General features: G+C 64.9%; 18 protein-coding genes. 6 read left to right on the forward strand and 12 right to left on the reverse strand.

All coding sequences use genetic code 11. From position 1 onward, the window contains the following. Window positions 1-634: 634 nt before the first annotated feature. From AUJ55_10855 to AUJ55_10875, 5 genes are read right to left on the reverse strand one after another with little or no spacing between them, the layout of a single operon-like run. A complete protein-coding gene (locus AUJ55_10855; protein ID OIO55046.1) occupies window positions 635-1,228 on the reverse strand; it encodes an SAM-dependent methyltransferase in 594 nt (197 codons plus the stop codon). Window positions 1,229-1,258: 30 nt separating this feature from the next. After that, a complete protein-coding gene (locus tag AUJ55_10860; GenBank protein OIO55047.1) occupies window positions 1,259-2,131 on the reverse strand; it encodes a hypothetical protein in 873 nt (290 codons plus the stop codon). Then, window positions 2,128-2,313 (reverse strand): hypothetical protein, encoded by a 186-nt coding sequence (locus AUJ55_10865; GenBank protein OIO55048.1) that lies wholly within the window; start codon window positions 2,311-2,313, stop codon window positions 2,128-2,130. Before AUJ55_10865 ends, AUJ55_10860 begins: the two co-directional genes overlap by 4 nt. Continuing rightward, the gene (locus tag AUJ55_10870; protein ID OIO55049.1) at window positions 2,310-4,046 is read right to left on the reverse strand and encodes a hypothetical protein; all 1,737 of its coding nucleotides are present in this window, start codon (window positions 4,044-4,046) and stop codon (window positions 2,310-2,312) included. The genes AUJ55_10865 and AUJ55_10870 overlap by 4 nt, the downstream gene beginning before the upstream one ends. Window positions 4,047-4,066: 20 nt before the next feature. Continuing rightward, window positions 4,067-4,666, reverse strand: a complete 600-nt coding sequence (locus AUJ55_10875; protein ID OIO55050.1) for a hypothetical protein — start codon at window positions 4,664-4,666, stop codon at window positions 4,067-4,069. 193 nt (window positions 4,667-4,859) lie between these two features. Here AUJ55_10875 and AUJ55_10880 point away from each other — a divergent pair, with 193 nt between their 5' ends. Next, window positions 4,860-7,499 (forward strand): hypothetical protein, encoded by a 2,640-nt coding sequence (locus AUJ55_10880; GenBank protein OIO55051.1) that lies wholly within the window; start codon window positions 4,860-4,862, stop codon window positions 7,497-7,499. A gap of 658 nt (window positions 7,500-8,157) precedes the next feature. Here AUJ55_10880 and AUJ55_10885 read toward each other — a convergent pair. After that, entirely contained in the window at window positions 8,158-8,595 is a 438-nt protein-coding gene (locus tag AUJ55_10885) for a hypothetical protein (protein OIO55052.1), read from the reverse strand. Window positions 8,596-8,602: 7 nt separating this feature from the next. After that, complete coding sequence (locus AUJ55_10890; protein ID OIO55053.1) at window positions 8,603-9,193, reverse strand: hypothetical protein; 591 nt, start codon at window positions 9,191-9,193, stop codon at window positions 8,603-8,605. Window positions 9,194-9,364: 171 nt separating this feature from the next. Between AUJ55_10890 and AUJ55_10895 the strand changes: the two genes are divergently transcribed. The 5 genes from AUJ55_10895 (at window position 9,365) to AUJ55_10915 (ending at window position 17,613) form a co-directional block, all read left to right on the forward strand. Further along, window positions 9,365-9,715: a hypothetical protein gene (locus AUJ55_10895; protein OIO55054.1), complete on the forward strand. Its 351-nt coding sequence runs from the start codon at window positions 9,365-9,367 to the stop codon at window positions 9,713-9,715. A gap of 110 nt (window positions 9,716-9,825) precedes the next feature. Continuing rightward, on the forward strand, window positions 9,826-12,099 hold the full coding sequence (locus tag AUJ55_10900; GenBank protein ID OIO55055.1) for a hypothetical protein: 2,274 nt from the start codon (window positions 9,826-9,828) through the stop codon (window positions 12,097-12,099). An 82-nt stretch (window positions 12,100-12,181) separates the two neighbouring features. Further along, window positions 12,182-15,850, forward strand: a complete 3,669-nt coding sequence (locus AUJ55_10905; protein OIO55056.1) for a hypothetical protein — start codon at window positions 12,182-12,184, stop codon at window positions 15,848-15,850. A 269-nt stretch (window positions 15,851-16,119) separates the two neighbouring features. Beyond that, window positions 16,120-16,671: a thioredoxin family protein gene (locus AUJ55_10910; protein ID OIO55057.1), complete on the forward strand. Its 552-nt coding sequence runs from the start codon at window positions 16,120-16,122 to the stop codon at window positions 16,669-16,671. 78 nt (window positions 16,672-16,749) lie between these two features. Continuing rightward, window positions 16,750-17,613 (forward strand): malonyl-[acyl-carrier protein] O-methyltransferase BioC, encoded by an 864-nt coding sequence (locus AUJ55_10915; GenBank protein OIO55058.1) that lies wholly within the window; start codon window positions 16,750-16,752, stop codon window positions 17,611-17,613. An 85-nt stretch (window positions 17,614-17,698) separates the two neighbouring features. Here AUJ55_10915 and AUJ55_10920 read toward each other — a convergent pair whose 3' ends face one another. The 5 genes from AUJ55_10920 to AUJ55_10940 form a co-directional block, all read right to left on the reverse strand. After that, on the reverse strand, window positions 17,699-18,082 hold the full coding sequence (locus AUJ55_10920; GenBank protein OIO55059.1) for a reactive intermediate/imine deaminase: 384 nt from the start codon (window positions 18,080-18,082) through the stop codon (window positions 17,699-17,701). Continuing rightward, window positions 18,075-20,306 (reverse strand): hypothetical protein, encoded by a 2,232-nt coding sequence (locus tag AUJ55_10925; GenBank protein ID OIO55060.1) that lies wholly within the window; start codon window positions 20,304-20,306, stop codon window positions 18,075-18,077. The genes AUJ55_10920 and AUJ55_10925 overlap by 8 nt, the downstream gene beginning before the upstream one ends. 127 nt (window positions 20,307-20,433) lie before the next feature. Beyond that, complete coding sequence (locus AUJ55_10930) at window positions 20,434-20,790, reverse strand: DNA-directed RNA polymerase subunit omega (GenBank protein OIO55061.1); 357 nt, start codon at window positions 20,788-20,790, stop codon at window positions 20,434-20,436. 63 nt (window positions 20,791-20,853) lie between these two features. Next, entirely contained in the window at window positions 20,854-21,762 is a 909-nt protein-coding gene (locus AUJ55_10935; protein ID OIO55062.1) for a tRNA pseudouridine(55) synthase TruB, read from the reverse strand. Further along, window positions 21,762-22,691 carry a hypothetical protein gene (locus tag AUJ55_10940; protein OIO55080.1) on the reverse strand — a complete coding sequence of 310 codons (930 nt, stop codon included), beginning with the start codon at window positions 22,689-22,691 and terminating at the stop codon, window positions 21,762-21,764. Before AUJ55_10940 ends, AUJ55_10935 begins: the two co-directional genes overlap by 1 nt. Between the last annotated feature and the right edge of the window lie 10 nt (window positions 22,692-22,701).

Below are 22,701 nucleotides of genomic sequence, written 5' to 3' on the forward strand. Positions count from 1 at the left end.
AATCGAGGCCAAATTTTCACGGTTTTGAGGATCATAGTGGTGGCTATGTGACGAAAAACCGGGGAAATTTGGACCGATTACCCGCCGGCGCACGACTGCATGGATGCAGGAGCAATTGCCGAGTAGGACGATCTCAAGTCCGACAGACTCCTAGGGGATCGGTGGTGCCGAGCAGCCACCCTTCGGGCATGTATTGGTCGCCAACATGTCGGGCCTCAGCACCACTGCCGCGACAGGTATCGGTCAGGCGACCACGAGGTAGGTAAACGCTGCGTTCATTCCTGACGATGTCACCTCGGCCAAGGCACCCTGGGGCGTTTTGCGGATGGTGCTGGTCCTCCCCTGTGGGGTGGTGACGGTGGTGGTTAGGGTGGCGGCGTCATAGGTGGAGGTGGTGACCCGACCGTTTTGATTCACGGCGCCCGTTTGGGTGAGCAGGCTCAGGGGTCGGCGGCGCTTGCCAGGGAGATCGTGTGGGTGGCCTGGGCCGCATAAGTCAGCCCCGAGAGCAGAACGACGGATTGCGCCGCGGTCATCGGGGCCTGCTGGCCGAAACGGGGATCAGGGCGGGGGAGTGGCATATCAAGACCCCGTTCTCTTGATATGGGGTGGTGGTTTTCGACATGAGGGGCCCCTACGGTTTGGCGGCGATGGCGTAGACGTGGTTGAGCGGGTGTTGATCCAGTTCCAGATGCAGCACTTCAAGCCCTCGCCCCCACAGAAGTTCAAGGTTTTGCCGGATCCCGATGGAGCTGTAATAAAAAGTGTCGTCGTGCCAGCGGTCGGTGTGTTCGCCGCTGGCGTTGCCGAAGGTGTAGATCAAAACCCCCTGCGGGCGGAGCCAATCGCACAGTTGGGTCAGCACCCGGGGATGTAGGGCCAGGGGCAGATGGAAGAGGCTGTCCCAGGCCACGATCAGATCGAATGGCTCATCGTTCTGCCAAGTGGCGATGTCGTGGTGGAAAAACCGGTGTTCGGGATGGGCCGCCCGCGCCAGATCCACCATCGCCCGCGACACGTCGACCCCCGTCACCGCAAACCCACGATCTTGCAGCAGCCGGATCACCCGCCCCCCCGCGCCGCAACCCACATCGAGCGCCTTGCCCCCCGTCGGCGCGAAACCCAGCGCCTGCTCGATCTGGGCAAGGCCGTAGTCGGAGCCGTCATGCCGGTCGCGCCACCAGTCGGCGATCTTGTCGTACTTGGTTCCAAGAACAGTGGGATCCATCGCACCCCTCCATTGCCACAAACATCCGCCTCAAAACAGCGACGGCCCGGACGGCAGATATTGCTCCAACGCCCCGAAAGGAGCCGAGGTCATGAACTGGGCGTGGGCGACGAGCTTGAGCCCCGCCGCCATCGCCAGCGTCTGCGCCGCGCGGTTGCACCCCGGCACCGCCAGCCGCACCTCGCCCCCCGCCCCCGCCGCCTCGCGCAGCGCCAGGGCGAGCACCGCGGGGCCGTCCGCGGGGGCGCGCCAGGCCACCGGACCGACCGTCCCCAACCGGTGGCGAAAATAGCCGATTTCCTCCCCGCCGCGCACGACGGCCCGTCCCATCAGCCCCCCCTCCTCCCAAAAACGGTGATCGACCATCCGTCCGGCGCCCCGCACCTGCCGGTCGAGCGCCTGCGCGACCGACGTTTCGAGGGGGACGGTTGTGGTGTCCGACGCCGCTTCGGGGAGCGATTTTGGGATCCCCTCGAATTGCAGAATCGGGCCGCCCGGCCACATCCCCAGCTTCAGGTAGGCCGCCATGGCGCTCGGGTCGATGGAGGACCAGGTGAAAAACCGCTCGGCCCCCCGCGCCGCCCCCTCCCTGTGCACCCGGCGCAGCAGCGGCATCCCGATCCCCTCCCGCTGCCGGGCGGGCAAGACCCAAAAGGCGCTCAGGAACCACAGCCGATCCCGCACCACCGCCCCGGCGATCCCGACGATCTCCCCCTCGATTTCGGCCACCTGGAAGATCCCGGTTTCGAGCACGTGGAGGTACCCCCGCTCCACCGCAGCGCGGGGGGGGATCGGGGTGGCGACGCCGTGGCGGTCGAACATGTCGGCCACCGCCTCCAGGAAAACCCCAGCCAGGGCGGGGATATCCTCGGGACGGGCATCCCGATAACCGATTGCGCTCATTGGATTTTCCTCACGGTGTGGTTGCCGTAGTCGCTCACAAAAAGGGCGCCGCCCAGACTCACCACCCCCGACGGATCGGTGAAGCGGGCCGCAGCGCCGCCCCCGTCGCTGGATCCCGCCATCCCCGCCGAACCGGCCAGGGTGGCGACCGCTCCGGTCACCGGATCGACGGTTCGGATCAACCGGTTGAGCGGTCGGTCACGTACAGGGTCGATCCGTCGCCGGCGATCCCCTGCGGATTGGCAAACCTGGCGGCGGCGCCGATCCCGTCGCTGGCCCCCCCCTGACCCGTCGTTCCGGCCAGGGTGGTCACCGTTTGGGGGGTAATCAGAATCTGGCGGATCGTGTTGTTGCCGCTGTCGGCCACGAACAACGAGGCGCCGTCGCAGGCGATGCCGTAGGGGCCGTTGAAGGTCGCAGCCGTGCCGACGCCGTCGTCGCTCCCCCACACCCCCGCGCTCCCCGCCAGGGTGGTGACCGCGCCGGTGATCGGGTCGATGCGGCGGATGGTGCTGTTGCCGTAATCGCTGACGTACAGGTCGATCCCGTCGGTCGTGATGCCGTAGGGGTTGTTGAAGCGGGCCGCCGCGCCGACCCCGTCGCCCGATCCCGACAATCCCGCCGTGCCCGCTAGGGTGGTCACCCGGGTCGTGGCCAGATCGATCTTGCGAATGGTGTGGTTGGCGTAGTCGGCCACATACAGGCTGGCTCCGTCGCAGACGATGCCACTGGGACCGTTGAAACTCGCCGCTGCCCCGATGCCATCCGCGCCGCCCCAGGTGCCAGGGCTCCCTGCCAGGGTGGTCACCATGCCGTTGGCGGGATCGATTCTGCGAATGGTGCTGTTGCCGAAATCGGCCACATACAGGTAGGTGCCGTTGCCGGTCAGACTGTAGGGGCCGTTGAACTGAGCCAGGGGACCGGCATTGTCGACCGCGCCGCCGATTCCGGCGGTTCCAGCCACGGTGGTCACCGCCCCGGCAAGGCTCAGGGAGGCCCCGATGATACCGCCCCCCACCAGCCCGGTACGCACCACCCGCGCCCGGATTTCGAGGGGAACTCCACCCAAGGGGGGGGCGGCGGCGAAGTTGTAGGCGGCCACGACGAGGGCATTCACCCCGGCCGGATCGAGCGGCGGCAGGGGAACGGTCGTCCCTGTACCGGTAGACACCGCAATTGCACCACCGCTCGCGCCGATCCCGTCGAGTTTGCCATCGGCCAGATCGTCGCTCAGAGCGACGTTCACCGCGAAGGGATCGGCGCCACCGAGCCCCGCCACCGTCAAGGCCGGGTCCCGACCGAGCAGCGCCAGCCCCCCGAGTAGGGCGGCATATTGTTTCTGAGCCGCGCTCGACCCGGCAGGCAAGTTCAGGGGATCGACCGGCTCCGTGGCAAAGGGGTCGATGCCGAAGCGGTTGCGGGTTTCGATCCGCGCCCGCGCCGCAGCGGTCGTGATCGCCATCCCCCCCGCGGCCAGACTGCGTGCTCTCAGATCGGCGGCGTGGGTCAAGGGAGTGACCGCCACCGTCAGGATAGCGTCGGCGCCGGGCAGGGTTTCGATCAAGCCGCGCAGCTCCCCACCCATGGCGACGCTGGCTCCAGTGGCCGGATCGACGTAATTCCCCCCGCTGGCGACCACCTCCAGCGGCAGGCTTGCCCCGGCGGGAATCCGCCCCACCCAGCTGCCGGAGCCGTTCGTTGCAAAGGGGCCGGCCACCGCCGCCCCCCGCGCCCCTCCGGTCTTCAAGGTGTACACGGTGACTGTCGCCCCGCCAACTGGGGTCACGACGACCGTTCCCTGGATGGTGACGGTGGGAACCGGCTTGGTGGACGAGGAGGCGACGAAGCAACCGCTCAAGGCAATGCAGACAGCGCTCCCGAACAAGAGCGATTTTATGGGAATCGAGGTATTCATCATCGGTCTCCTTGCTGGCATCACTGGGCTGTGAAGTCCCAGGTAGCGGTCAGGTCACGCCCCAGACAGCTCCAGGTCCCGGTCAGACGGGCGGCATCGGTGTGGTGGACCAACCCACTGCCGCCGGTGGAGCAGGCGGCTGTCCCCACCATGAAGAGCAGCCCCGAAGCGGGGTATGGGGTTGCCACACCACCGCAGGTCAGGTTGATGACGGCGGTCGGATCGACCTTGAGGGTGAAGTTGTGAGACAGGGTGTAGGGGGCGGTGGCCTGGCCGTTGAAAGCGGTCAACAGCGAATCGGGGTTGAGTGCGTCGCCGCTCGAAATGGCAAGCGAAAAGGTCGCCGGGGTGCAGCCGGGAACGGTCAGGGTGCCATCCAGAGTGCCGCTGCCCAGATAGCCGCCGTAGTCGATTTGGCTGTCGTACAGGCTCCAGTTCAAAGTGGCGACCGCGTCGAGATCGGAACGGAGCAGATGGACACTTCCGACATAGGTCACCGGGGTGGTGGCGGTGCTGCCGCTCCCCCCCGAAGGGTTGGCGACGGTCGTGTCGCCGCCGTTGCAGCCGGGCAGCAGCGCGACTGCCAAACCGGCAATCAGAAGGATGGGATCGATTTTCATGGCGGCTCCTTGGGCAGGCTCCTAGAACGGGGGTAAGAGGTTGACTCGCAAAGGTTTGCGACGGGGCGCAGTCTCGACACCCTCCACCGCAACCACATCGCCCAAAAGAGCCATTGCCCCCCTCGAAAAGAGCCATCACCCTTGCGTTTGTGAACGCAGTCACGCCATCCATCTCCTCCCCAGCGGTTGCCCCATGACCTTCGATCCCGCCACCCCTTTTTTGCGCGCCAAGACCCAACCTCCACGACTACGCACCGAGTTGATCCCCCGTCCTGCGCTGGAGGCACGGCTGGCCTCCGCAGTGGGGGCCACACGGCTGGTGCTGGTCTGCGCCCCGGCGGGCTACGGCAAGACCAGCCTGCTCAGTCGGGTGTTGACCGAGGGGCGGGAGGGGACGGTGCGGGGGTGGCTGTCGCTCGACGCCGAGGACGACCTGCCGAGGGTGTTGCTGGCGCTGGTCGAGGCGCTCGATCCCTTCGATCTGCCCTGGCGCATCGCCCCCGAGGCGCTGGCCCAAATGGCGGGGCGGGAGGACGGCGGGGCGCAGCGGGCCGCCGAGGTGGTGCTCGATGCCCTGGCGGGGTGCGAAGCGACCGCTGGGGTGGTGGTGTTCGAAGAGCTCCACCGCGTCGTCCATCCCCCCTTGTTTACCTGGCTGGAGCGGATGGTCGAGCGGCTCCCCCCCGGCTGGAGTTTCGTGCTCGCCACCCGTGTCGATCCCCCTCTCCCCCTGGCCCGTCTACGGGCTCAAGAGGAGCTCACCGAATTCCGGGACGAGGATCTGCGGTTTTCGAAACAGGAGGCGCTGGCCCTGGGGCAGCGGATCGGTAGCGACAATCCGGCCTTGATCGAACCGCTTTGGCAACGCACCGGGGGGTGGCCCGCCGGGCTGCGGCTGGCGCTGCAAACCGGTGATCTGGCCCATGCATCCTGGGCCACCGACCGCCACGCCTTCGACTACCTCGCCAGCGAGGTACTCGATCAAATGCCGACCGAATTGCGGATCTTCCTGCTGCGTTGTTCGGTATTGCCCGAACTGACCGCCGAGCGTTGCCAGGCGGTGAGCGGCGATCCCGAGGTGGCGGCCCGGCTCGATGAAATCGAACGGCGCCGCCTCTTCGTCGCGGTACTGGAGGGGGAGGAGCGGACCCTGCGGTTGCACGACCTCTTCCGCGATTTTTTGCAGATGCAACTGCGCCGCTGGCGGGGCGAGGAGCTGCCCGAGCTGCTGCGCCGGGCCGCCAACTGCGAGCGCGATCCGGCCCGCCGGGTCGATTGGTGGCTTCAGGCTGGCGACCTGACCGCCGCCCAACAATCGCTGGCCGAGGCGGCCCCGCTGCTGCTGCTGGCGGGGGACGATGGCCGGTTGCTTCGGTTGGTCGAGACTTTTCCCCCCGAGATCCGCAACAGCTCCCCAGTGCTGGCCTTCGTTCGGGGGATGTGGGCTTGGCCCCGTTTCAAATGGCACACGATGATCGATGCGATGGGGCAGGCGACGCAGGGGTTCTCGGCGCTGGGGATGGAGGAGCGGGCGCAACAGACCCGGGTTTTCGGCGCCCTGGGGGCCATCGCCGTCGGTCGGATCGAGCAGGCACAGGCACTGGAGCAAGAGGTCTTACAGGGACCGAGTTTCCCCGAGTTGGAGGTCATGAGCGCCCTGATGGCCTATTGGCTCGAAGGGTTGCGCGGCCCCGCCGAGGGGCCCGCCCGGCAATTGGAGCGGATGATCGACGGACTGATTCGGCTCCCTAGCCCTCAGCTTTGGCTGCGCTGCACCCCCCACTCCATCTTCATGGGCCGCCCCGGCGTCGCCTCGGCGATGGAGCGATTTGCCCGGCAGGCGGCGCTGCTGGCGGGGGAGGAGCACCCCCAATTGGCGGCGACCGCCCGCACCCTGATGGTGTGGGTTCTCTTTTGGCGGGGACGGGTCACCGAGGCGCAGCAAGCGATGCGGGCGTGTCTGAGCGACGAGCGCTGGTTTGGCCAGACGGCGCAAATGCGCATCGCCCGGGCCTCGTTCGAGTGCATCCTGCAACTGCTGCGGGGCAGCCACGAGGGGTGCCTTCAGGCGGGGATTGCTCTGGTGGCCGAGGTCGACCGAGACGAGCAGCGCAGCAAAACCGGACGGGGGGTCTACCTCTTTCAAGCGGGGAGAATCTCAGCCGCCGTCGGCGACTGGGATACGGTACGGCTTCGCCTCGACGACCTGGCGATCACCCCCACCGACACCGAGTGGCCCTACATGGCGGTGGCCCGCCCCAATCTATTGGCCCGGTTGGCGCTGCACGAGGGGGATTTTGAACGGGTGGTCGCCCTGCTCGAACCGGTGCTGGATTCCTCAGCCGCCCACGATCTGTTTTCGTGCGACGAAATGGTGCGGGCGACCCTGGCGGCGGCGCAGGTGGGTTTGGGGCGGATGGCTCAAGGCTGGAACAGCCTTGCCCCAGCGATTGCGGCGGCGCGTAGAAGCGGCGAAATCATGGGGTTGCTCATGGTGGGGAGCGAACTGCTCGAAACCCTAGCCCGGACCGACTGGGGGGCGGTCGCCCCCGAGGCCGACCGCATCTGGCTTTCGACCCTACTCAAACAAAGCCGGGCACTGCGCCAAGCCGAACCCGAAGCGCGCCCCCTCACCGACCTGGAGGCGCTTTCCCCCAGGGAGCAAGAGGTGCTGGCCCTGATCGCCGCAGGCAGCAGCAACAAACAGATCGCCCGCGACCTGGCCCTTTCGACCCATACGGTCAAGCGGCATGTCGCCAACATCCTCGACAAACTCGACCTTGCCACCCGAGGACAGGCCGCCGCATGGTGGCACAGCCATCATCCCGCCTGATCGGATCGTCCATGCCCCCTCGGCGCACCGCCTCAAAAAGTGGTCCCAAGAAAGCTGGTGCGGGTCGGCCCAAGGGCGGATGGAGGTGGTAATGCGCGACGGCACCCGCTGCGACTGCCTGACCGCGACCCACGCTGTCGAGATCGATTACGCCAAGAAGTGGGCCGAGGTGATCGGGCAGGCGTTGCACTACGGGGCGCTGACCGGCAAAGAGGCGGGGATCCTGCTGATCGTGCTCAAACCGGAGGAGGAGAAATACGTGCGCGGATCAAACACGACCGATGGGGATCAGGACCGATGGGGTCTACCATCGGATTTTCCAGCAAAGTCGGACTTGGGGTTCGGCCACGGGGTGGCCTCCTACGCGCAATGGTTCCTGCGTCGGTCCAGGCCTGACCTGCCCCCCCCATCCCGGCGTCATCCCCGCGCAGGCGGGGATCCAACGGTCGCGGGGGCGACAGCGCTGGGTGGGATGGGGTCGCTGCGGGGGCGAGGCTGCCCCGGTGAGCCCACCGTGCATTCGGGCTCCGAGTTCGGGCTCCGAACGGGACGCAATCGCGCCGAGGGCGGCGCTCCTACCACGCCGTCTCATGGCGCCTATTGTTGGTTTTTGCGAAGCGGCGCTGAAAAAGGCAGGAGACCTTTATTCAGCGTTTCTCTAAGAAGACGGTTGCATTGCTTGGTTTGGCCTGTGAGTCCCTTCGTCATCGGCACTCCAAACCTCCACCCGCCTTGCCCCCCTCGACACCCGATTCAGCCCATACACCCAAGCCTCGACCCTCCGACCCGAATCGAGCCTTACCTCCACCAACCGCCTGCCAAACAAACCCCGCCGCGATGCCACCCCGAGCGGTTCTTCGTAGTGATCGAGCAGCGGCAGCAATGCCGAGGGGCTGCGTAGACGCAGCAGCACGCCGCGCACCCGATCACCCTTGCCCCCCGAAAGAATCACGCCAGGGTAGGCCCCCAGGTCGTACAAACGCCCCCGAACGGATCCGCGCCCAACCCGGCTGCAGCCCAGCTTGACCCGGCTTTGAATCCCCGGATCGGCCCGCCCCCAGATCAGGGTGCCGTACACAAAAAGGTACCGGTTCATCGCCGCTTTAAACCCCCTCCTCCCATCCCGCCAGTTGCCGTTCCAGGGCTTGCAACCGCTCTGTCCACGGCACGATCCAGCTCTCTTCCACCAACGCCCCCAACCTGTGGGCGGTGGCGGAGTCGATGCGGGCTTCGGCCATGGGGTAGAGAACCCGATCCTCCTTGAGGATGTGTTGCCCGATCAAAAAGGTGTACTGGCGCACCGCTCGACAGAAGGCCTCGCCGCCCCCCCGCTCCCCTGCCGCGATTTGCTGGGCAGCAGCCCCCATTGCCTCAAGGTATTTTCGCCCGTTGTCATGTTCGAACAGCATCACCCCCAGCGGCCCCCCCTCGCGTGGCACCCCTGCAGCCTCCATGGCGGAGAAGAGCAGCTGTTCCTCCTTGTGGTGGTGCCAGTGGTCGGCGTATTCGACCAGCCACCCCACCCCCCGCAGCGCCGCCTGACCATCGACCGGCTCGCCCCCGCGAATGGCCACGCACCAGTGGTCGAGCACGTTGAGCATGCGCTCGATGGTGCGGTGTTCCTGTCGGAGGAGCTCGGTAAGCTTCATGGCAACCCCTTTCTGGGGTGAAAAACCCAGCCGTTCCAAAATCATCTGGTATCGACTAATTAAGGTATCGTAATACTTAAATAGAGATAGGGCCACGCAGGCTGTACAACCCACCCACGCACCAGTCAGGATGGTCAGGAACTGTCAACGTCGACCCGACTCAAGCAACACGGGACGTTGGCCCCAAGGGAACAGGAACCCACACTCGGAGCGACCATGACTGCCCTGCCGCTGGCCCAGCACCATTGCACCGCACTCCCCCCCGGCACCCCCCCTTTGAACGAAGAGGCGGCGGGGCTTTTGCTGCAACAACTCAACCACGGTTGGACCATCAAAGTCGGCCCCATACTGAACAAACGTTTCGATCTGCCCGACTTTGCCCGGGCCTTGGCCCTGACCCAAACCATCGGCGCCCTGGCCGAGTCCGAAAACCATCACCCCGAAATCTGCCTGGCCTGGGGCAAGGTTGAGGTCCGGCTGCGGACCCATTCGGTGGGGGGCTTGAGTTTGAATGACTTCATTCTTGCGGCCCGTATTGAGGAGCAACGGGGTTCGGGTTTGGGGTAAGCAGGGGTCAACGACGTTGTATCAAAAAGCGGCGTGGCGCACAGTTTGCACCACTTAAATATGCTCGGATCATGCAAATTTAGTCACCTATCGCGACAACGAGACTGAGGATGGACAAGCCCCCTTTCCCCGCGCAGATCCTCGACTCACGCAAGATGTTGACCGTCACCCTCACAGGCCTGGGGATCGCCCTGTTGGTCTGGTCGCAAGCGGTGAACTTCCTGATCTTCCACGCCCTCGTCGAATTCTTCTCGGTGGTGGTCGCCTTCACCATCGGGGTGGTCGCCTGGCAAACCCACCCCTTCACCCGCAACCACTTTCTGCTGTTTCTGGGCTGTATGTTTCCCTGGATCGGCGGCCTGGATCTGATGCACACCCTGCTCTACAAAGGGATGAATCTTCTGCCGACCGACGCCAATCCCCCCACCCAATTTTGGGTGGTGGCCCGCCTGCTTCAGGGGGTGGCGCTGCTCTGTGCCCCCGTTTACCTCACCCGAACCCTACGTCCCGTCCCGATCTTGATCGGGATCGGTACCCTCGCCGTCACCCTGTCGATCGCCATTCTCACCGGCCATTTTCCCGACGCCTACATCGAGGGGATGGGGCTGACCTCCTTCAAGGTGGGGATGGAGGTGGTGGTGATCGCCCTGCTCGTGGGGAGCCGGCTGTTCCTCATGGCCCGTCGCCGCCTGGTGGACGAACAAACGCTGACCTGGATGACCCTGGCCATCGGGTTTTCCATCGTCTCGGAGCTTGCCTTCACCTTCTACACCGACCTCTTCGGACTCTCGAACCTGATCGGCCACATCTTCAAGGTGGGCGCCTTCTGGTTCATTTTTTTAGCGCTGGTCCACACCACCCTGCACGAACCCTTCCGGCAATTGGCCCGACAGGTCTCCACCTACGACTCGATCCCCGACCCCATCGTGGTGGTCGACAAACAGGGGGTGATCCGCCAAAGCAACCGCGTTGCCGAGGCTGTGTCGGGCTCTGCCACCCTGGTCGGGGCAGCTTTGCATGAGCGGTTGCACTCCCCCTCCACCCCCATCGAGCAATGCCCGGTCTGCCGTCTGCTGGCGCTGGGGGAATCGAGCCATGGAGTGGAGCTGCACCTGCCCGAGGTGGGACGGTGGCAAATGGTGGTGGTCTCCCCCCTGTGGACCGGCACCGATCCCAGCGCCATGGTGTTGGTCGTCCACGACATCACCGCCAAAAAACGGGGGGAGTTCCGTCTGCGTCGTCTCAACCGGGCCCTTTACACCTTAATCACCTGCAACCACGCCATGATTCACGCCCACAGCGAGGAGGGTCTGTTCCAGGATGTCTGCGATCTAATCGTGCGCCGGGGGGGGTACGCCATGGCCTGGGTGGGGCTACGGGGGGATGACCCGGAGCGGCGGATCGTCCCGGTCGCCCATGCGGGAAAAGAGGATGGATTTCTCGAAACGGTCCCCTTCTTCTGGGACGGCCCCCCCGAAACCCATTGCCCGGCGACGCGGGCGCTGCGCCGGGGAAAAACCACTTATATCAACGATATCGTTCACGAAATTGTTTATCCCCGGTTGCGCGAAGAGGCGCTCAAACGGGGGTACGCATCGACCCTGGCCATCCCGCTACGCGGTGATGGGGGCCAACCCTGGGGGGTCCTGACCGTCTACGCCGACCGCCCCCACTTCTTCACCGACGACGAGCTGGTGTTGCTCGACAATCTGTCGGGCGATCTGGCCTTCGGGGTCGAATCGCTGCGTAACGAAAAGGCCCGCACTCAGGCCCAGCAAGAGCATCGCTCCAGCCTGGAACGGCTCAACCGCTCGATGGAACAAGTGGTGGAGGCGGTAGCCCGCACCATTGAAAAACGGGACCCTTACACAGCGGGGCATCAACAACGGGTCGCCACACTGGCGGTCGCCATCGCCCGCGCCATGAGCCTGCCCGAGGAGCAAATCCGGGGGATCGAACTGGGGGCCTCGATTCATGATCTGGGCAAGATCAACATCCCCACCGAAATCCTCACCCGCCCCGGCAAACTCAATCCCTACGAGATGGAGATCATCCGCACCCATTCCCAAAGCGGCTGGGAGATCATGGATGGGGTCGACCTGCCCTGGCCGGTGGCGACCATGATTTTGCAGCACCACGAACGGCTCGACGGTTCGGGCTACCCTCATGGCATTCAAGACGGGGAGATCCTGCTCGAAGCCCGGATCATCGCGGTGGCCGACGTGGTCGAGGCGATGAGCTCCCACCGCCCCTACCGAGCCCGCAATCCCCTGGATGCCGCCTTGAGCGAGATCGAAACCCACGCCGGGAGCTTTTACGACCCGGAGGTGGTACGGGCCTGTTTGCACCTGTTCCGAGAGGAGGGGTTCAACCTGGAGGGATGATCGCACGCACCGTTGAAAACCACGTCCCGAACCCGAACCAGATGAAGTAGCATCATCCGACGTACCCCCCGCCGGAGACCCCATGCCCCCCACGCACGACACCAACCTTGAACACCTGATGCAGCAGCTCCGCGACGGACGCCTGCCGGTTGAGGCGTTGCGTTCCGCTGTCACCGCCCTGCTCGACGCCCCCGACACCCCCCCAAAAACCTTGGTCCGGGTCGGCCACGACCTGCTCAACTTGGTGCAAGAGCTGGAGCTCAGTCGTCGGGGCATCGAACGGGCGCGCAGGGAGTGGACCGCAGCCATCGACGCCGTTACCGAGCCTGTGTTTTTGCACGACCGCGAATTCAACATCATCCGGGCCAACAAGGCCTACGCCGAAGCGGCCGGCCTTCCCCTGCCCGAACTCCTCGGGCGTCCCTACTACGAGGTCTTCCCTAAAAGCAAAGGGCCCACCCACCTCTGCCAAGGGGCGCTCGAAACCAAGCAGCTCGATCCAGCCCGCGAAGAGCTCCACCTGGTCGACGGCAAGGTGTTCGTCAGTCGCGACTACCCGCTGCGCGATCTGCGCGATCAATACCTGTATTCGGTCCACCTGCTCGACGACGTCACCGAGGCGCGCAGCGCCGAACAGGCGCTACGGCGCAGTGAGGCGATGCTCAACCGGGCCGAGCGCCTGGCCCATCTGGGCAGTTGGGCATTCGATCCCCGCAGCGGCAAGATGATCTGGTCGGCCGAGGTGGCCCACATCTTCGGGCTTGAGGAGCAAACCGAGTCCGGCAACTTGGAGACCCTGCTGCGGCTGGTCCACCCCGACGACCGGGAGCGGGTTGCCCAAACCCTGAAGGGGCACCTGACCGATGCGGTCGATCTCGATTTTCGCATCGCCCCCTTCGAGGATCTTGAGCTACTGATCCACGAACATGCCGAGCCGCTTGAAGGCGACGGCGCAGGGGTGGTCGGGACCTTTCAAGATGTCACCGAGAGCAGGGCCACCGAGGCGGCGCTGCTGCAACGTTCCCTCGATCTCGGGGAGCGGGTCAAAGAGCTCGACACCCTGTTCAAGCTCTCGCGGCTGATCGACGAACCGGGCATCGACGCCCCGCGGCTGTTGCAACAAACCGCCGCGTTGATTCCTGTCGGCATGCAGCACCCCGAGCGGGTTTCGGTCCTCGTCGAGTTGTCGGAACACCGCTTCCACGCCGGTTGCACCCCCTTCCTCCCCGGCCAGGCCGAAGAGCTGGCCCTGCCCATCAAAATCGAACATCGCCAAGTGGGCACCGTCGCAGTGGCGGTGCAGCGCGGGGCGGGCGAGAAGGAAACGATTCAGCCCGAAGAGCGCAATATGCTGGCCGCCATTGCCGAACGGCTGGGCCATGTGCTGGGACGCTGGCAACTGGCCCAAGCCCGACGCGAGGCGGAGCACAAGGTGCGCGACAGCAACGCCCTGCTCGAACAGGTCTTCGAAAACGTCCATCTGCTGATCGCCTACCTCGACGCCGATTTCAACTTCTTGCGGGTCAACAGCGCCTACGCCGCCATCGAGGGGCAGCTCCCCGCCTATTTCGTCGGCAAAAACCACTTTGCCCTGTACCCCAATGCCGAAAACGAGGCGATCTTCCGTCGGGTGGTGCGCAGCGGGGAGCGGTTTCAGGTACAGGCCAAACCCTTCAGCTACCCCAACCACCCCGAATGGGGAATCAGCTATTGGGATTGGACCCTGACCCCGGTGAAAAACGAGCAGGGGGTGGCGACAGGGGTGGTGCTGGCGCTGCTGGACGTCACCGAGCGCACCCGCGCCGAGGGTGAGGTCCACCGCAGCGAAACCAGCCTAAAACAGGCCCAAGCCATCGCCCATTTGGGCAATTGGGACTGGAACATCGTCAGCAACGAGCTGGCCTGGTCCGACGAGATCTACCGCATCTTTGGGCTACATCCCCAGCAGTTTGGCGCCACCTACATCGCCTTTTTAGAGAGGGTTCACCCCGACGACCGCCAGGCAGTGATCGACGCGGTGAACCACGCCGTCGCGCAGCATACCCCCTACGGCATCGTCCACCGTCTGGTTCGCCCCAACGGAGACATTCGGGTGGTTCGGGAGCAGGGGCAGGTGACCTACGGCCCAGAGGGGCAGCCGCTGCGTATGGTCGGGGTGATCCACGACATCACCCAGATCGTCCAGGCCGAGGCGATGAGCCAGCGGTTGGGCAGGATTCTCGACCACGCCCCCACCCTGGTGCTGGTCCTCGACGCCGCCACCCTGCTCATCGTTCAGGTCAACGAGGGGACGGCCCAGCGCCTGGGCTCCCCCAGTCAAAACCTGCTTGGGCACTCGGTGGCCGAGCTGCTGGGTGAGGTCGATCTGGCCCGTTTGCGGTCCGAAGGGGCGTGTCTGCGCTCGGGCGAAACAACCCAAGCGCAGTTCGACATCGAGCTGCACCCCCACCACGGCGACCCCTTTCCCGCCGAGGTGCGACTGAGTTACGCCGCCGACGAACCGACCCCCTTGCTGTTGCTCATCGCTCAGGACATCACCCAGCGCAAACAGACCGAGGCGGAGTTGCTGGCAACCCTGCGCGCCCTCAAGACGATCTCAACCTGCAACAAAACCTTGATCCACGCCGTGGACGAAACCCGGCTGCTGGGCGACATCTGCAAACTGGTGGTCGAGGTGGGGGGATACCCCATGGCATGGGTCGGACTGGCGCGGCAAGACGAACGGCGCACCGTGGATCCGGTCGCCTGGGCAAGCAACTCCGGGGAGGATGTCACCCAGGAGTTTATCGCCTCCCTCGAACCGAGCTGGTCCGTCGACACCCCCAAGGGATACGGGCCGGCCGGCCGGGCGATTCGCACCGGGGCGCCGGTGGTCCTCGATGTGACCGATCCCGACTTCGAGCCGTGGCGCGAACTGGCGACCGAGCACGGTTTCGCGTCGGCACTGGCGCTACCCCTGACTTCAGAAGGGATCCCCCTCGGCGCCCTGACCATCTACGCCGACCAGCCCCAACTTTTTACCGAGGCCGAGATCGCCATCTTGTCCGAGCTGGCCGACGACCTGGCCTTCGGCATGACCACGCTGCACACCCGCGCCGCCCGTCACCACGCCGAACATCTGGCCCACCAGCGCATGGAGCAACTGGGACGAGCGATGGAGCAGACGATTCGAGCCATTGCCCTGACCATCGAAAAACGGGATCCCTACACGGCGGGGCATCAACTACGGGTCGCCGATCTGGCTGCCCATATCGCCCAAGAGATGGGGCTTTTGCCGGAGCAGATCGAGGCGATTCATATGGGGGGGCAGATCCACGACATCGGTAAAATCTATGTCCCGGCCGAGATTCTGGGCCGCCCCGGCACGTTGACAACCAACGAAATGAACCTGATCCGAGCCCACCCCGAGATCGGCCACGAGATCGTGGCGGGGATCGAATTTCCCTGGCCGGTGGCCGACATCATTCGCTACCACCACGAGCGGCTCGACGGCTCAGGCTATCCCGACGGACTCAAGGGGGAGGCAATCCCCTTAGAGGCCAGGGTTCTGGCGGTGGCCGACGTGGTCGAGGCGATGGCCTCCCACCGCCCCTACCGACCCGGATGGGGCATCGAACCGGCGCTGGCCGAAGTCGAGGCCAACGCAGGCACCCTATACGACCGCGATGCGGTCGCCGCTTGTCTGCGTCTGTTTCGCGAAAGGGGGTATGTCATCCCTCCGCCCGAAGAGCGGGCCATCCCCAACCCTTGACCTAAGGAGACGCTGATTAAAGGCAAAACTCCGCCATTGAAGCGCCTGTAAATCCCCCCTGTCCCCCCTTGAACAGGGGGGGGAGGGACGCTCACGGGAGGCGTTCGGGTCGAGTGCATCAGCGCTTCCGAGCAGCCCAGGGATGGGCCGCCACAGTGGTGCGCAGTCGTAGGAGGCGACCTAAGTCGCCGAAGCTCTGCTTTTGGTTTTTGCGTAGCGTGCTGATTCAAGGCAGGAACCTTTAATCAGCGTTTCCCTAAGGAGTTCTCATGGCCCTGGTCGAATCGATCGACATCCCCCTCGGCACACCGATGCCCCCCTTCGATCTGCCCGACCCCAACGGCAACGTGCACACTTTGCGAGGGGCGCTCGGTCCCAAAGGGCTGTTGATCGCCTTTACCTGCAACCACTGCCCCTACGCCATTGCCGTCTGGCCCCGGCTTGTGGCGTTGGCAGCGCGGGGTCGGGCGCTGGGGATCGCCACCGTGGCGATCAATCCCAACATCCACCCTAGCTACCCCGACGACGCCCCCCCAAAAATGAAAGAGGCGGTGGCCCGTTGGGGGGTCGACTTCCCCTATCTGGTCGACGAATCCCAGACGGTGGCCCGCGCCTACAAGGCGCAGTGCACCCCCGACCTCTATCTGCTCGACGGGGGGGGCAAGCTGGCCTACCACGGCCGGATCGACGACTGCTGGCAGAACGAGGCCAAGGTAACCCGGCGCGAATTGCTGGCCGCCATCGAGGCGGTGGCGACGGGGCAAACGGTGGACTTGGAGCAGATCCCCTCGCTGGGGTGCTCGATCAAATGGAAGGGGTGAGTCCCAGTTTGGATGCGGGGGTAGGCTCGGGTACCATCGCGCCCCCTTGTCCCCCACCCCCCATCGATCTGAAATCCCATGCCTTTAGAAGCAACCGACAACTGGCTCGACCAAGCCGCCATGCGCCAGGCTTTTTCGAAGGCGGCCCCCCGCTACGAGGCTGCCGCCACCTTTCAGGCGGCGGTCGGGGCGGAGCTGGTGCAACAACTTGAGGTGATCCGCCGTTTTCAGCCCCGCCGCATCCTCGATTTGGGTTGCGGCCCCGGCAACGTGGGGCGCTTGGTCGCCAAGATGTACCCCAAGGCCGAGGTGGTGATGGCCGACATCGCCGAGGGGATGGTGGTGCAGGCCAGAAGCCACAAGCGCTGGTTGGCCAAACAACGTTTCGCCTGCGCCGACGCTCAATTGCTCCCCTTTGCGGGGCGCAGCTTCGATCTGGTGATTTCGAACCTGGCCTTGCAATGGTGTCCCGATCTGCCGCTCGCCCTGAAAGAGATTCACCGGGTGCTCGCCGGCGGCGGACTGCTGCTGGCCACCACCATGGGGGAGCGCACCCTCGAAGAGCTGCGCACCGCCGCCGCCCAGGCCGACCAAACCCTGGGGCACAATCCCGCCCCCCACACCTCCCCCTTCATCGACCTGCACCATTTCGGCGACCTGGTTTCGGTGAGTGGCTTTCGTCAGCCGGTGGCCGACTCCGACCGCTACCCCCGCCGTTTTGCCACCCTGCGCGATCTGATGGGGGAGCTCAAAGCCATCGGCGCCCACAACGCCGACCGCCGCCGCCGCCGCGGCTTGAATACCCGCCGCTGGCTGGAGGCGCTCGAATCCCATTACCCTCGCCGCGACGAGCAGGGAATCGTCGCTACCTTCGAGGTGCTGTCGGTACTGGGTTGGAAGGAGGAGGCGAGTATTGGGGGGATTCCGGTGGCGGGGGGATGAGTCCTCCATCGGGCGCAGTCCCAAAAACAAAAAGGCCGGGGAGACCCGGCCTTTTTGTTTTTGGGACTGCGCGACCTCGAAGGTTTTACCCCCGCATCGCTACCATCTCAATCTCGACCTGCGCCCCCAGAGGGAGCGCCGCCACCTGCACGGTGGACCTGGCCGGGCGGTGATCGCCCAGGGCGGATGCGTAAGCGGCGTTGACGACCGCGAAGTGAGCCAGATCGGTAACGAAGATGGTCGATTTGACCACGGCGGTGAAATCGAGCCCCGCTGCCGTCAGCACCGCCCGCAGGTTGGCCATCGCCCGCTCGGTTTGGGCTACCACGTCCCCCTCGATCATCTTGCCGGTGGCCGGATCCAGGGCGATTTGCCCCGAGGTGTAGAGCAGATTCCCGGCCCAACGGGCTTGAACATAAGGGCCGACCGCCTGGGGGGCATGAGGGGTGGCGACGATGGTTTCACTCATGGGTACTCTCCTGGATGGCGGATTGACTGGGCGATTCCAAACCACTTTTGTAAGCCTCGGCGGCGACCAGATCGTTTTGACGGTCTGGGTCCTCCTCCTCTTGCTCCTTAAACAAACGACCGATCTCCTGCACCCCCTCCAGGTAACGCAGGCGGGCGGTGAGCTCCTCGATTTGACCGGCGTCGTGCACCTGAACCGAGAAAATCAACTCGGCAATACGCCCCACCCGATTGACGGTGCGCGATTCGCGGATGTTGATCCCCAACTCGGCCACCGCGTTGGTGATCGAGGCGAGCATGCCGGGTCGGTCCTGGGCGACCAGGTGCATCCGGGCGGTGTAGACCTCCTCCCCCTTGGGGGCCCAGTTGACCTCAAGGCAGTGCACGGTGGGATCGCTCAACGCCCGCACCCGCGGGCATTCGCGGTGGTGGATCTCGACCACCAGCCGCCCCTCCTGAATCAACCCCACCAAGGGATCCCCATGGACCGGCATGCAGCAGGTCCCCAGGCGAATCAAGGCTCCATCCATGCGGGCGATCCCCAAGGGGCGGCGCACCCCCCGCTCCTTGCGGTGGGGCCACCCCTTTTCTTTGATGAGGGGGACCAAGGCATCGAGGGGGGTGACCCTTTGCAGACCGACCCGATGGCAGAGTTCGTCGACCGAAAAGCGCCAGTGGTCGCTGAGGATCTTGGACTCCTCCTCGGTCAGTTCGTCCAGGGTGTGATCGAAGCGGTGCAAGACCTGATCGAGCAATACCCGACCAATCTCGATGGCCTCCTCGTGCTCCTGCTTGCGAAACCAATAGAGGATGGCGCTGCGCGCCCGCGCCGAGACGACAAAGCGCAGCCAGCGCCGCTGCGGCTTGGCTCGGGGACCGGTGAGGATCTCGATCTGGTCGCCGCTGCTAAGTACCGTATCGAGGGGGAAGAAGCGACCGTTAATCTTGGCCCCAACGCAGGCGTGGCCCAGGTCGGTGTGGATGGCATAGGCCAGATCGACCGGGGTGGCGCCGCGCGGCAGGCTGCGCACCTCACCCTTGGGGGTGAAGACGTAGGTCTCGCCGGGGAATAGGTCGACCCGCACATGCTCGACGAACTCCTCGCTGCTCAGCGAGGTTTGCTGAAACTCCAGCAGCTGGCGAATCACCTTGTAGCCCTGGTTGACCCCATCCTGGGTCACCCCCGCCACATCTTTGTAAAGCCAGTGACTGGCCACCCCGAATTCGGCCACCCGATGCATGTCGCGCGAGCGAATTTGAATCTCGGCCTGATTGCCCAGCGGTCCGATCACTGCGGTGTGCAGCGATTGGTAGCCGTTGGGTTTGGGCAGGGCGATGTAGTCTTTGAAGCGGCCCGGAATCGGTTTGAAGGTCGTGTGGACGATCCCCAAGGCCCGGTAGCAGTCCTCCACCGAATCGACCAGCACCCGGTAGCCATAGATGTCGTGAATCGCTTGGAGGGTCATCCCCTTGTCGATCATCTTGCGGTAGATCGAATAAATCGTTTTGGTCCGTCCCGCCACCGCCGCACCGATCCCGGTGTCGTTGATCTTCTTTGAAATGATGGCGGTGACCTTGGCGATGACCTCTTCCCGCTCGGTCCGGTTGCGACCCAGGCTCTCGGCGATGCGCTGGTACTCCACCGGATTGAGGTGTTTAAAAGCCAGATCTTCGAGTTCGGAGGCGATGCGGGTCAGCCCCAGACGACGGGCGATGGGGGCGTACAGATCGAGGGTTTCGCGGCTGTTGCGGATGCGCGCCTCTTCGGAGAGGTGCTCCAAGGTGCGCATGTTATGCAGGCGGTCGAGCAGCTTGATGATGATGACCCGGATGTCCCGGCCCATCGCCATCAGAATCTTGCGGAAGTTCTCGGCCTGCTCCGCCTCGCGGGTCGAGAAGGCCAGCTGAGTCTTGGAGATCTTGGTGACCCCGGCGACCAAAAAGGCAACATCGGCGCCGAAGCTCTGCTCGATCTCCTCGCTGGTCAGACCGGTGTCCTCCACCGTGTCGTGGAGCAGACCCGCCGCGATGGTGTCGACGTCCATATGGAGGTCGGCCAGCATCGAGGCAACCTCCAGCGGGTGAATCAGATAGGGCTCGCCGGAGCGGCGCATTTGGCCGCCATGGCTGCTGGCCATGAGTACATAGGCCTGCTGCACCGGAGCCAGGTCGGCTTTGGGCTGGTAAGCCTCGATCTTTTCAAGCAATTCGTTGGCGCGAATCATGATGCGGACCGTCTCAAGCTGATCGGCTCAAACCCAGGGCCGAAGACCGCGCCCCACCCCCACGTTGCATCCCGATGGGCCGCCCGGCCCGAAACCATGGCTCGGATTCGGACCGGGCCGCACGGGATCACTCGGCGTCGTTGTCAGCCTCGGCGGGGGCGCCACCACTGAACAGGCTTTCGGCCTTCTCAAGGGCAGTCGCCTCGCGGGGCGCGCTGCTCACCGCCTTGCCGCTCATCGCACCGCGACCGGAATCCATCGGCGAGGTGCGGGGACGGGGGGGCGGGGTCAACCACAGCCTTTCTTTATCGAGCTTGCCGGTGGCGATCTCTTTCAGGCTGAGCACGGTCGATTTGTGATGCTGACGGGGGGCAACCGGATCGGCGCCACGCAGCAACTGCCGCGCCCGCGCCGAGGACTCCAGCACCAGATGGAAGCGGTTGGGCTCATGGACCAAGCAGTCTTCAACGGTAATACGGGCCATTTCGATTCTCCTCGAACAACGCAGTGCCGTGCCCCAAAAGGGACGGAAACCCCAACTTCTCGGTTATGAATTCAGTAAAAACAAACGTTTGGGCTGAACAGCGCCCTCTTGGGCCCAGGCGATCCCCAGCAACCGGTCGGGGCCGAACACCGCCACCTGACCGGTAACGCCCCCCCCTACCACCCCGGCGATTTTTATCCCCTGGGTAAAGCGGGCCGTCTGAGCGCCATCCAGGGTACACGAAGGAAGAAGGGCGAGCAGTCTGGCCACCGGCAAAACCGCTGCTGCCCTGGCCTCAACCCCCAGCGCCTCAAGTTGGTCGAGGGTGATCGCATCGGCCACATCGAAGGGGCCGGTGCGCAGACGGCGCAGCGCCGTCAAATGCCCCACCGTTTCCAGGCGCTTCGCCAACGTCTCACCCAGACTGCGGATGTAGGTCCCCTTCGAAACCTCGGCGGTCAACTCGATGCGGCCGGGGGCGATCCAGCGGCATTCCAACGATGCAACCTCGATCTCCACCGGGGTCAGCGCCACCTCGATCCCCTGTCGGGCCAGATCGTAAGCCCGCTTTCCATCAACTTTCTTGGCCGAATATACGGGAGGGGTCTGCATCTGCCGCCCCAATAGGGTGCTGCAGGCCTGCTCTACCAACCCTTGATTCAGCTCGGGGACCACACCCCGTTCGACCTCTTGCCCCTCGGCGTCGCCACTGTCGGTCGCCACCCCCAATTGCAGGGTCGCGGCGTAGACCTTGTGGGCGTCGCTGAGCAGCGCCGCCGCTTTGGTCCCCTCCCCCAACACCACTGGCAAAAGCCCCGTGGCCATCGGATCGAGGGTGCCGGTGTGTCCGGCTCGCCGCTGCCCGGTCAGTCGTCCCACCGCGCTGACCACGTCGCGGCTGGTTTTGCCCGAGGGTTTGTCGATCAGGATGACGCCGTGCAGGGGGGAGTCGCTTTTGCGCCGACGCCCCATCAATGCCCGCCTTGGGTCGCCTCGACCAGCGCCTGTTCCAGCTTTTCGAGCCAGCGTTCGGCGTTGCCCACGATGTTGAAGCCCGCAGCGAAAGGGTGTCCGCCGCCGTCGAAGTTTTCGGCCACTTTGGAAACATCGGCCCGGCGCTTGGCACGCAGGCTGACCTTCCACCGTCCCGGCTCCTCTTCACGGGCCAGGGCGGCGACCTCGACGGTGTCGATGCGGCGCATCAGGTCAATCAACCCCTCGACGTCGTCTTTGGTGGTACCGGTTTTGACAAACATATCGAAGGGGATCAGCGCCATCGCCACCTGCTGGGTCGCCCCCACCAACCGGGTGTGGGCCAGCACGTCGCCGGTCAGCGCCATTTTGCCCTGGGAGGCGGTCTCGAAGACCTCCAGCGCCACCGGCCAAGGCTCGACCCCCAGGTCGACCAGATGGGCGGCGATGCGGAAGGTGCGGGCGGTGGTGTTGGTGTATTTGAAGCTGCCGGTATCGGTGGTAATCGAGGTGTAGAGCCCCAGTGCCGATTCTCGTTTCAGGGGGGCGCGCAGCGCTTGCAGCAGGTCGTAGACGATCTCCCCCACCGCGCAGGCCTCGGGCAACACCAAATTCAGATCGCCGAACCGTTCGTTGGTCACGTGATGGTCGATGTTGACGACACTGCTGGCCCGATCGCGCAGATGCCAGGCGTCCCCCAGGCGGTCGCTGTCGCCACAATCGACCACCACCATCACGTCGACCTGATCGGGCAGATCGCCGCAACCCTGGATCCCCAACCGCTGCCAATCCGGCAGGAAACGGTACATGGCGGGGACCGGTTCGGCGTTGACCACCCAGACCTTTTTACCCATCGCCTCTAGAGCGTGGAGCAGGCCGATCTCGCTGCCCAGACCGTCGCCATCGGGACCAACGTGGGTGGCCAGCATCAGGGTTTTG

Source organism: Proteobacteria bacterium CG1_02_64_396 (assembly GCA_001872725.1).
GTDB lineage: Bacteria > Pseudomonadota > MNWR01 > CG1-02-64-396 > CG1-02-64-396 > CG1-02-64-396.

What these genes read in the sequence shown, in the direction of transcription:
- AUJ55_10855 (OIO55046.1), bottom strand. Translation starts at nt 1,228, where the DNA reads ATGGATCCCACTGTTCTTGGAACCAAGTACGACAAGATCGCCGACTGG.
- AUJ55_10860 (OIO55047.1), bottom strand. Translation starts at nt 2,131, where the DNA reads ATGAGCGCAATCGGTTATCGGGATGCCCGTCCCGAGGATATCCCCGCC.
- AUJ55_10870 (OIO55049.1), bottom strand. Translation starts at nt 4,046, where the DNA reads ATGAATACCTCGATTCCCATAAAATCGCTCTTGTTCGGGAGCGCTGTC.
- AUJ55_10875 (OIO55050.1), bottom strand. Translation starts at nt 4,666, where the DNA reads ATGAAAATCGATCCCATCCTTCTGATTGCCGGTTTGGCAGTCGCGCTG.
- AUJ55_10880 (OIO55051.1), top strand. Translation starts at nt 4,860, where the DNA reads ATGACCTTCGATCCCGCCACCCCTTTTTTGCGCGCCAAGACCCAACCT.
- AUJ55_10885 (OIO55052.1), bottom strand. Translation starts at nt 8,595, where the DNA reads ATGAACCGGTACCTTTTTGTGTACGGCACCCTGATCTGGGGGCGGGCC.
- AUJ55_10890 (OIO55053.1), bottom strand. Translation starts at nt 9,193, where the DNA reads ATGATTTTGGAACGGCTGGGTTTTTCACCCCAGAAAGGGGTTGCCATG.
- AUJ55_10895 (OIO55054.1), top strand. Translation starts at nt 9,365, where the DNA reads ATGACTGCCCTGCCGCTGGCCCAGCACCATTGCACCGCACTCCCCCCC.
- AUJ55_10900 (OIO55055.1), top strand. Translation starts at nt 9,826, where the DNA reads ATGGACAAGCCCCCTTTCCCCGCGCAGATCCTCGACTCACGCAAGATG.
- AUJ55_10905 (OIO55056.1), top strand. Translation starts at nt 12,182, where the DNA reads ATGCCCCCCACGCACGACACCAACCTTGAACACCTGATGCAGCAGCTC.
- AUJ55_10910 (OIO55057.1), top strand. Translation starts at nt 16,120, where the DNA reads ATGGCCCTGGTCGAATCGATCGACATCCCCCTCGGCACACCGATGCCC.
- AUJ55_10915 (OIO55058.1), top strand. Translation starts at nt 16,750, where the DNA reads ATGCCTTTAGAAGCAACCGACAACTGGCTCGACCAAGCCGCCATGCGC.
- AUJ55_10920 (OIO55059.1), bottom strand. Translation starts at nt 18,082, where the DNA reads ATGAGTGAAACCATCGTCGCCACCCCTCATGCCCCCCAGGCGGTCGGC.
- AUJ55_10925 (OIO55060.1), bottom strand. Translation starts at nt 20,306, where the DNA reads ATGATTCGCGCCAACGAATTGCTTGAAAAGATCGAGGCTTACCAGCCC.
- AUJ55_10930 (OIO55061.1), bottom strand. Translation starts at nt 20,790, where the DNA reads ATGGCCCGTATTACCGTTGAAGACTGCTTGGTCCATGAGCCCAACCGC.
- AUJ55_10935 (OIO55062.1), bottom strand. Translation starts at nt 21,762, where the DNA reads ATGGGGCGTCGGCGCAAAAGCGACTCCCCCCTGCACGGCGTCATCCTG.
- AUJ55_10940 (OIO55080.1), bottom strand. Translation starts at nt 22,691, where the DNA reads ATGCTGGCCACCCACGTTGGTCCCGATGGCGACGGTCTGGGCAGCGAG.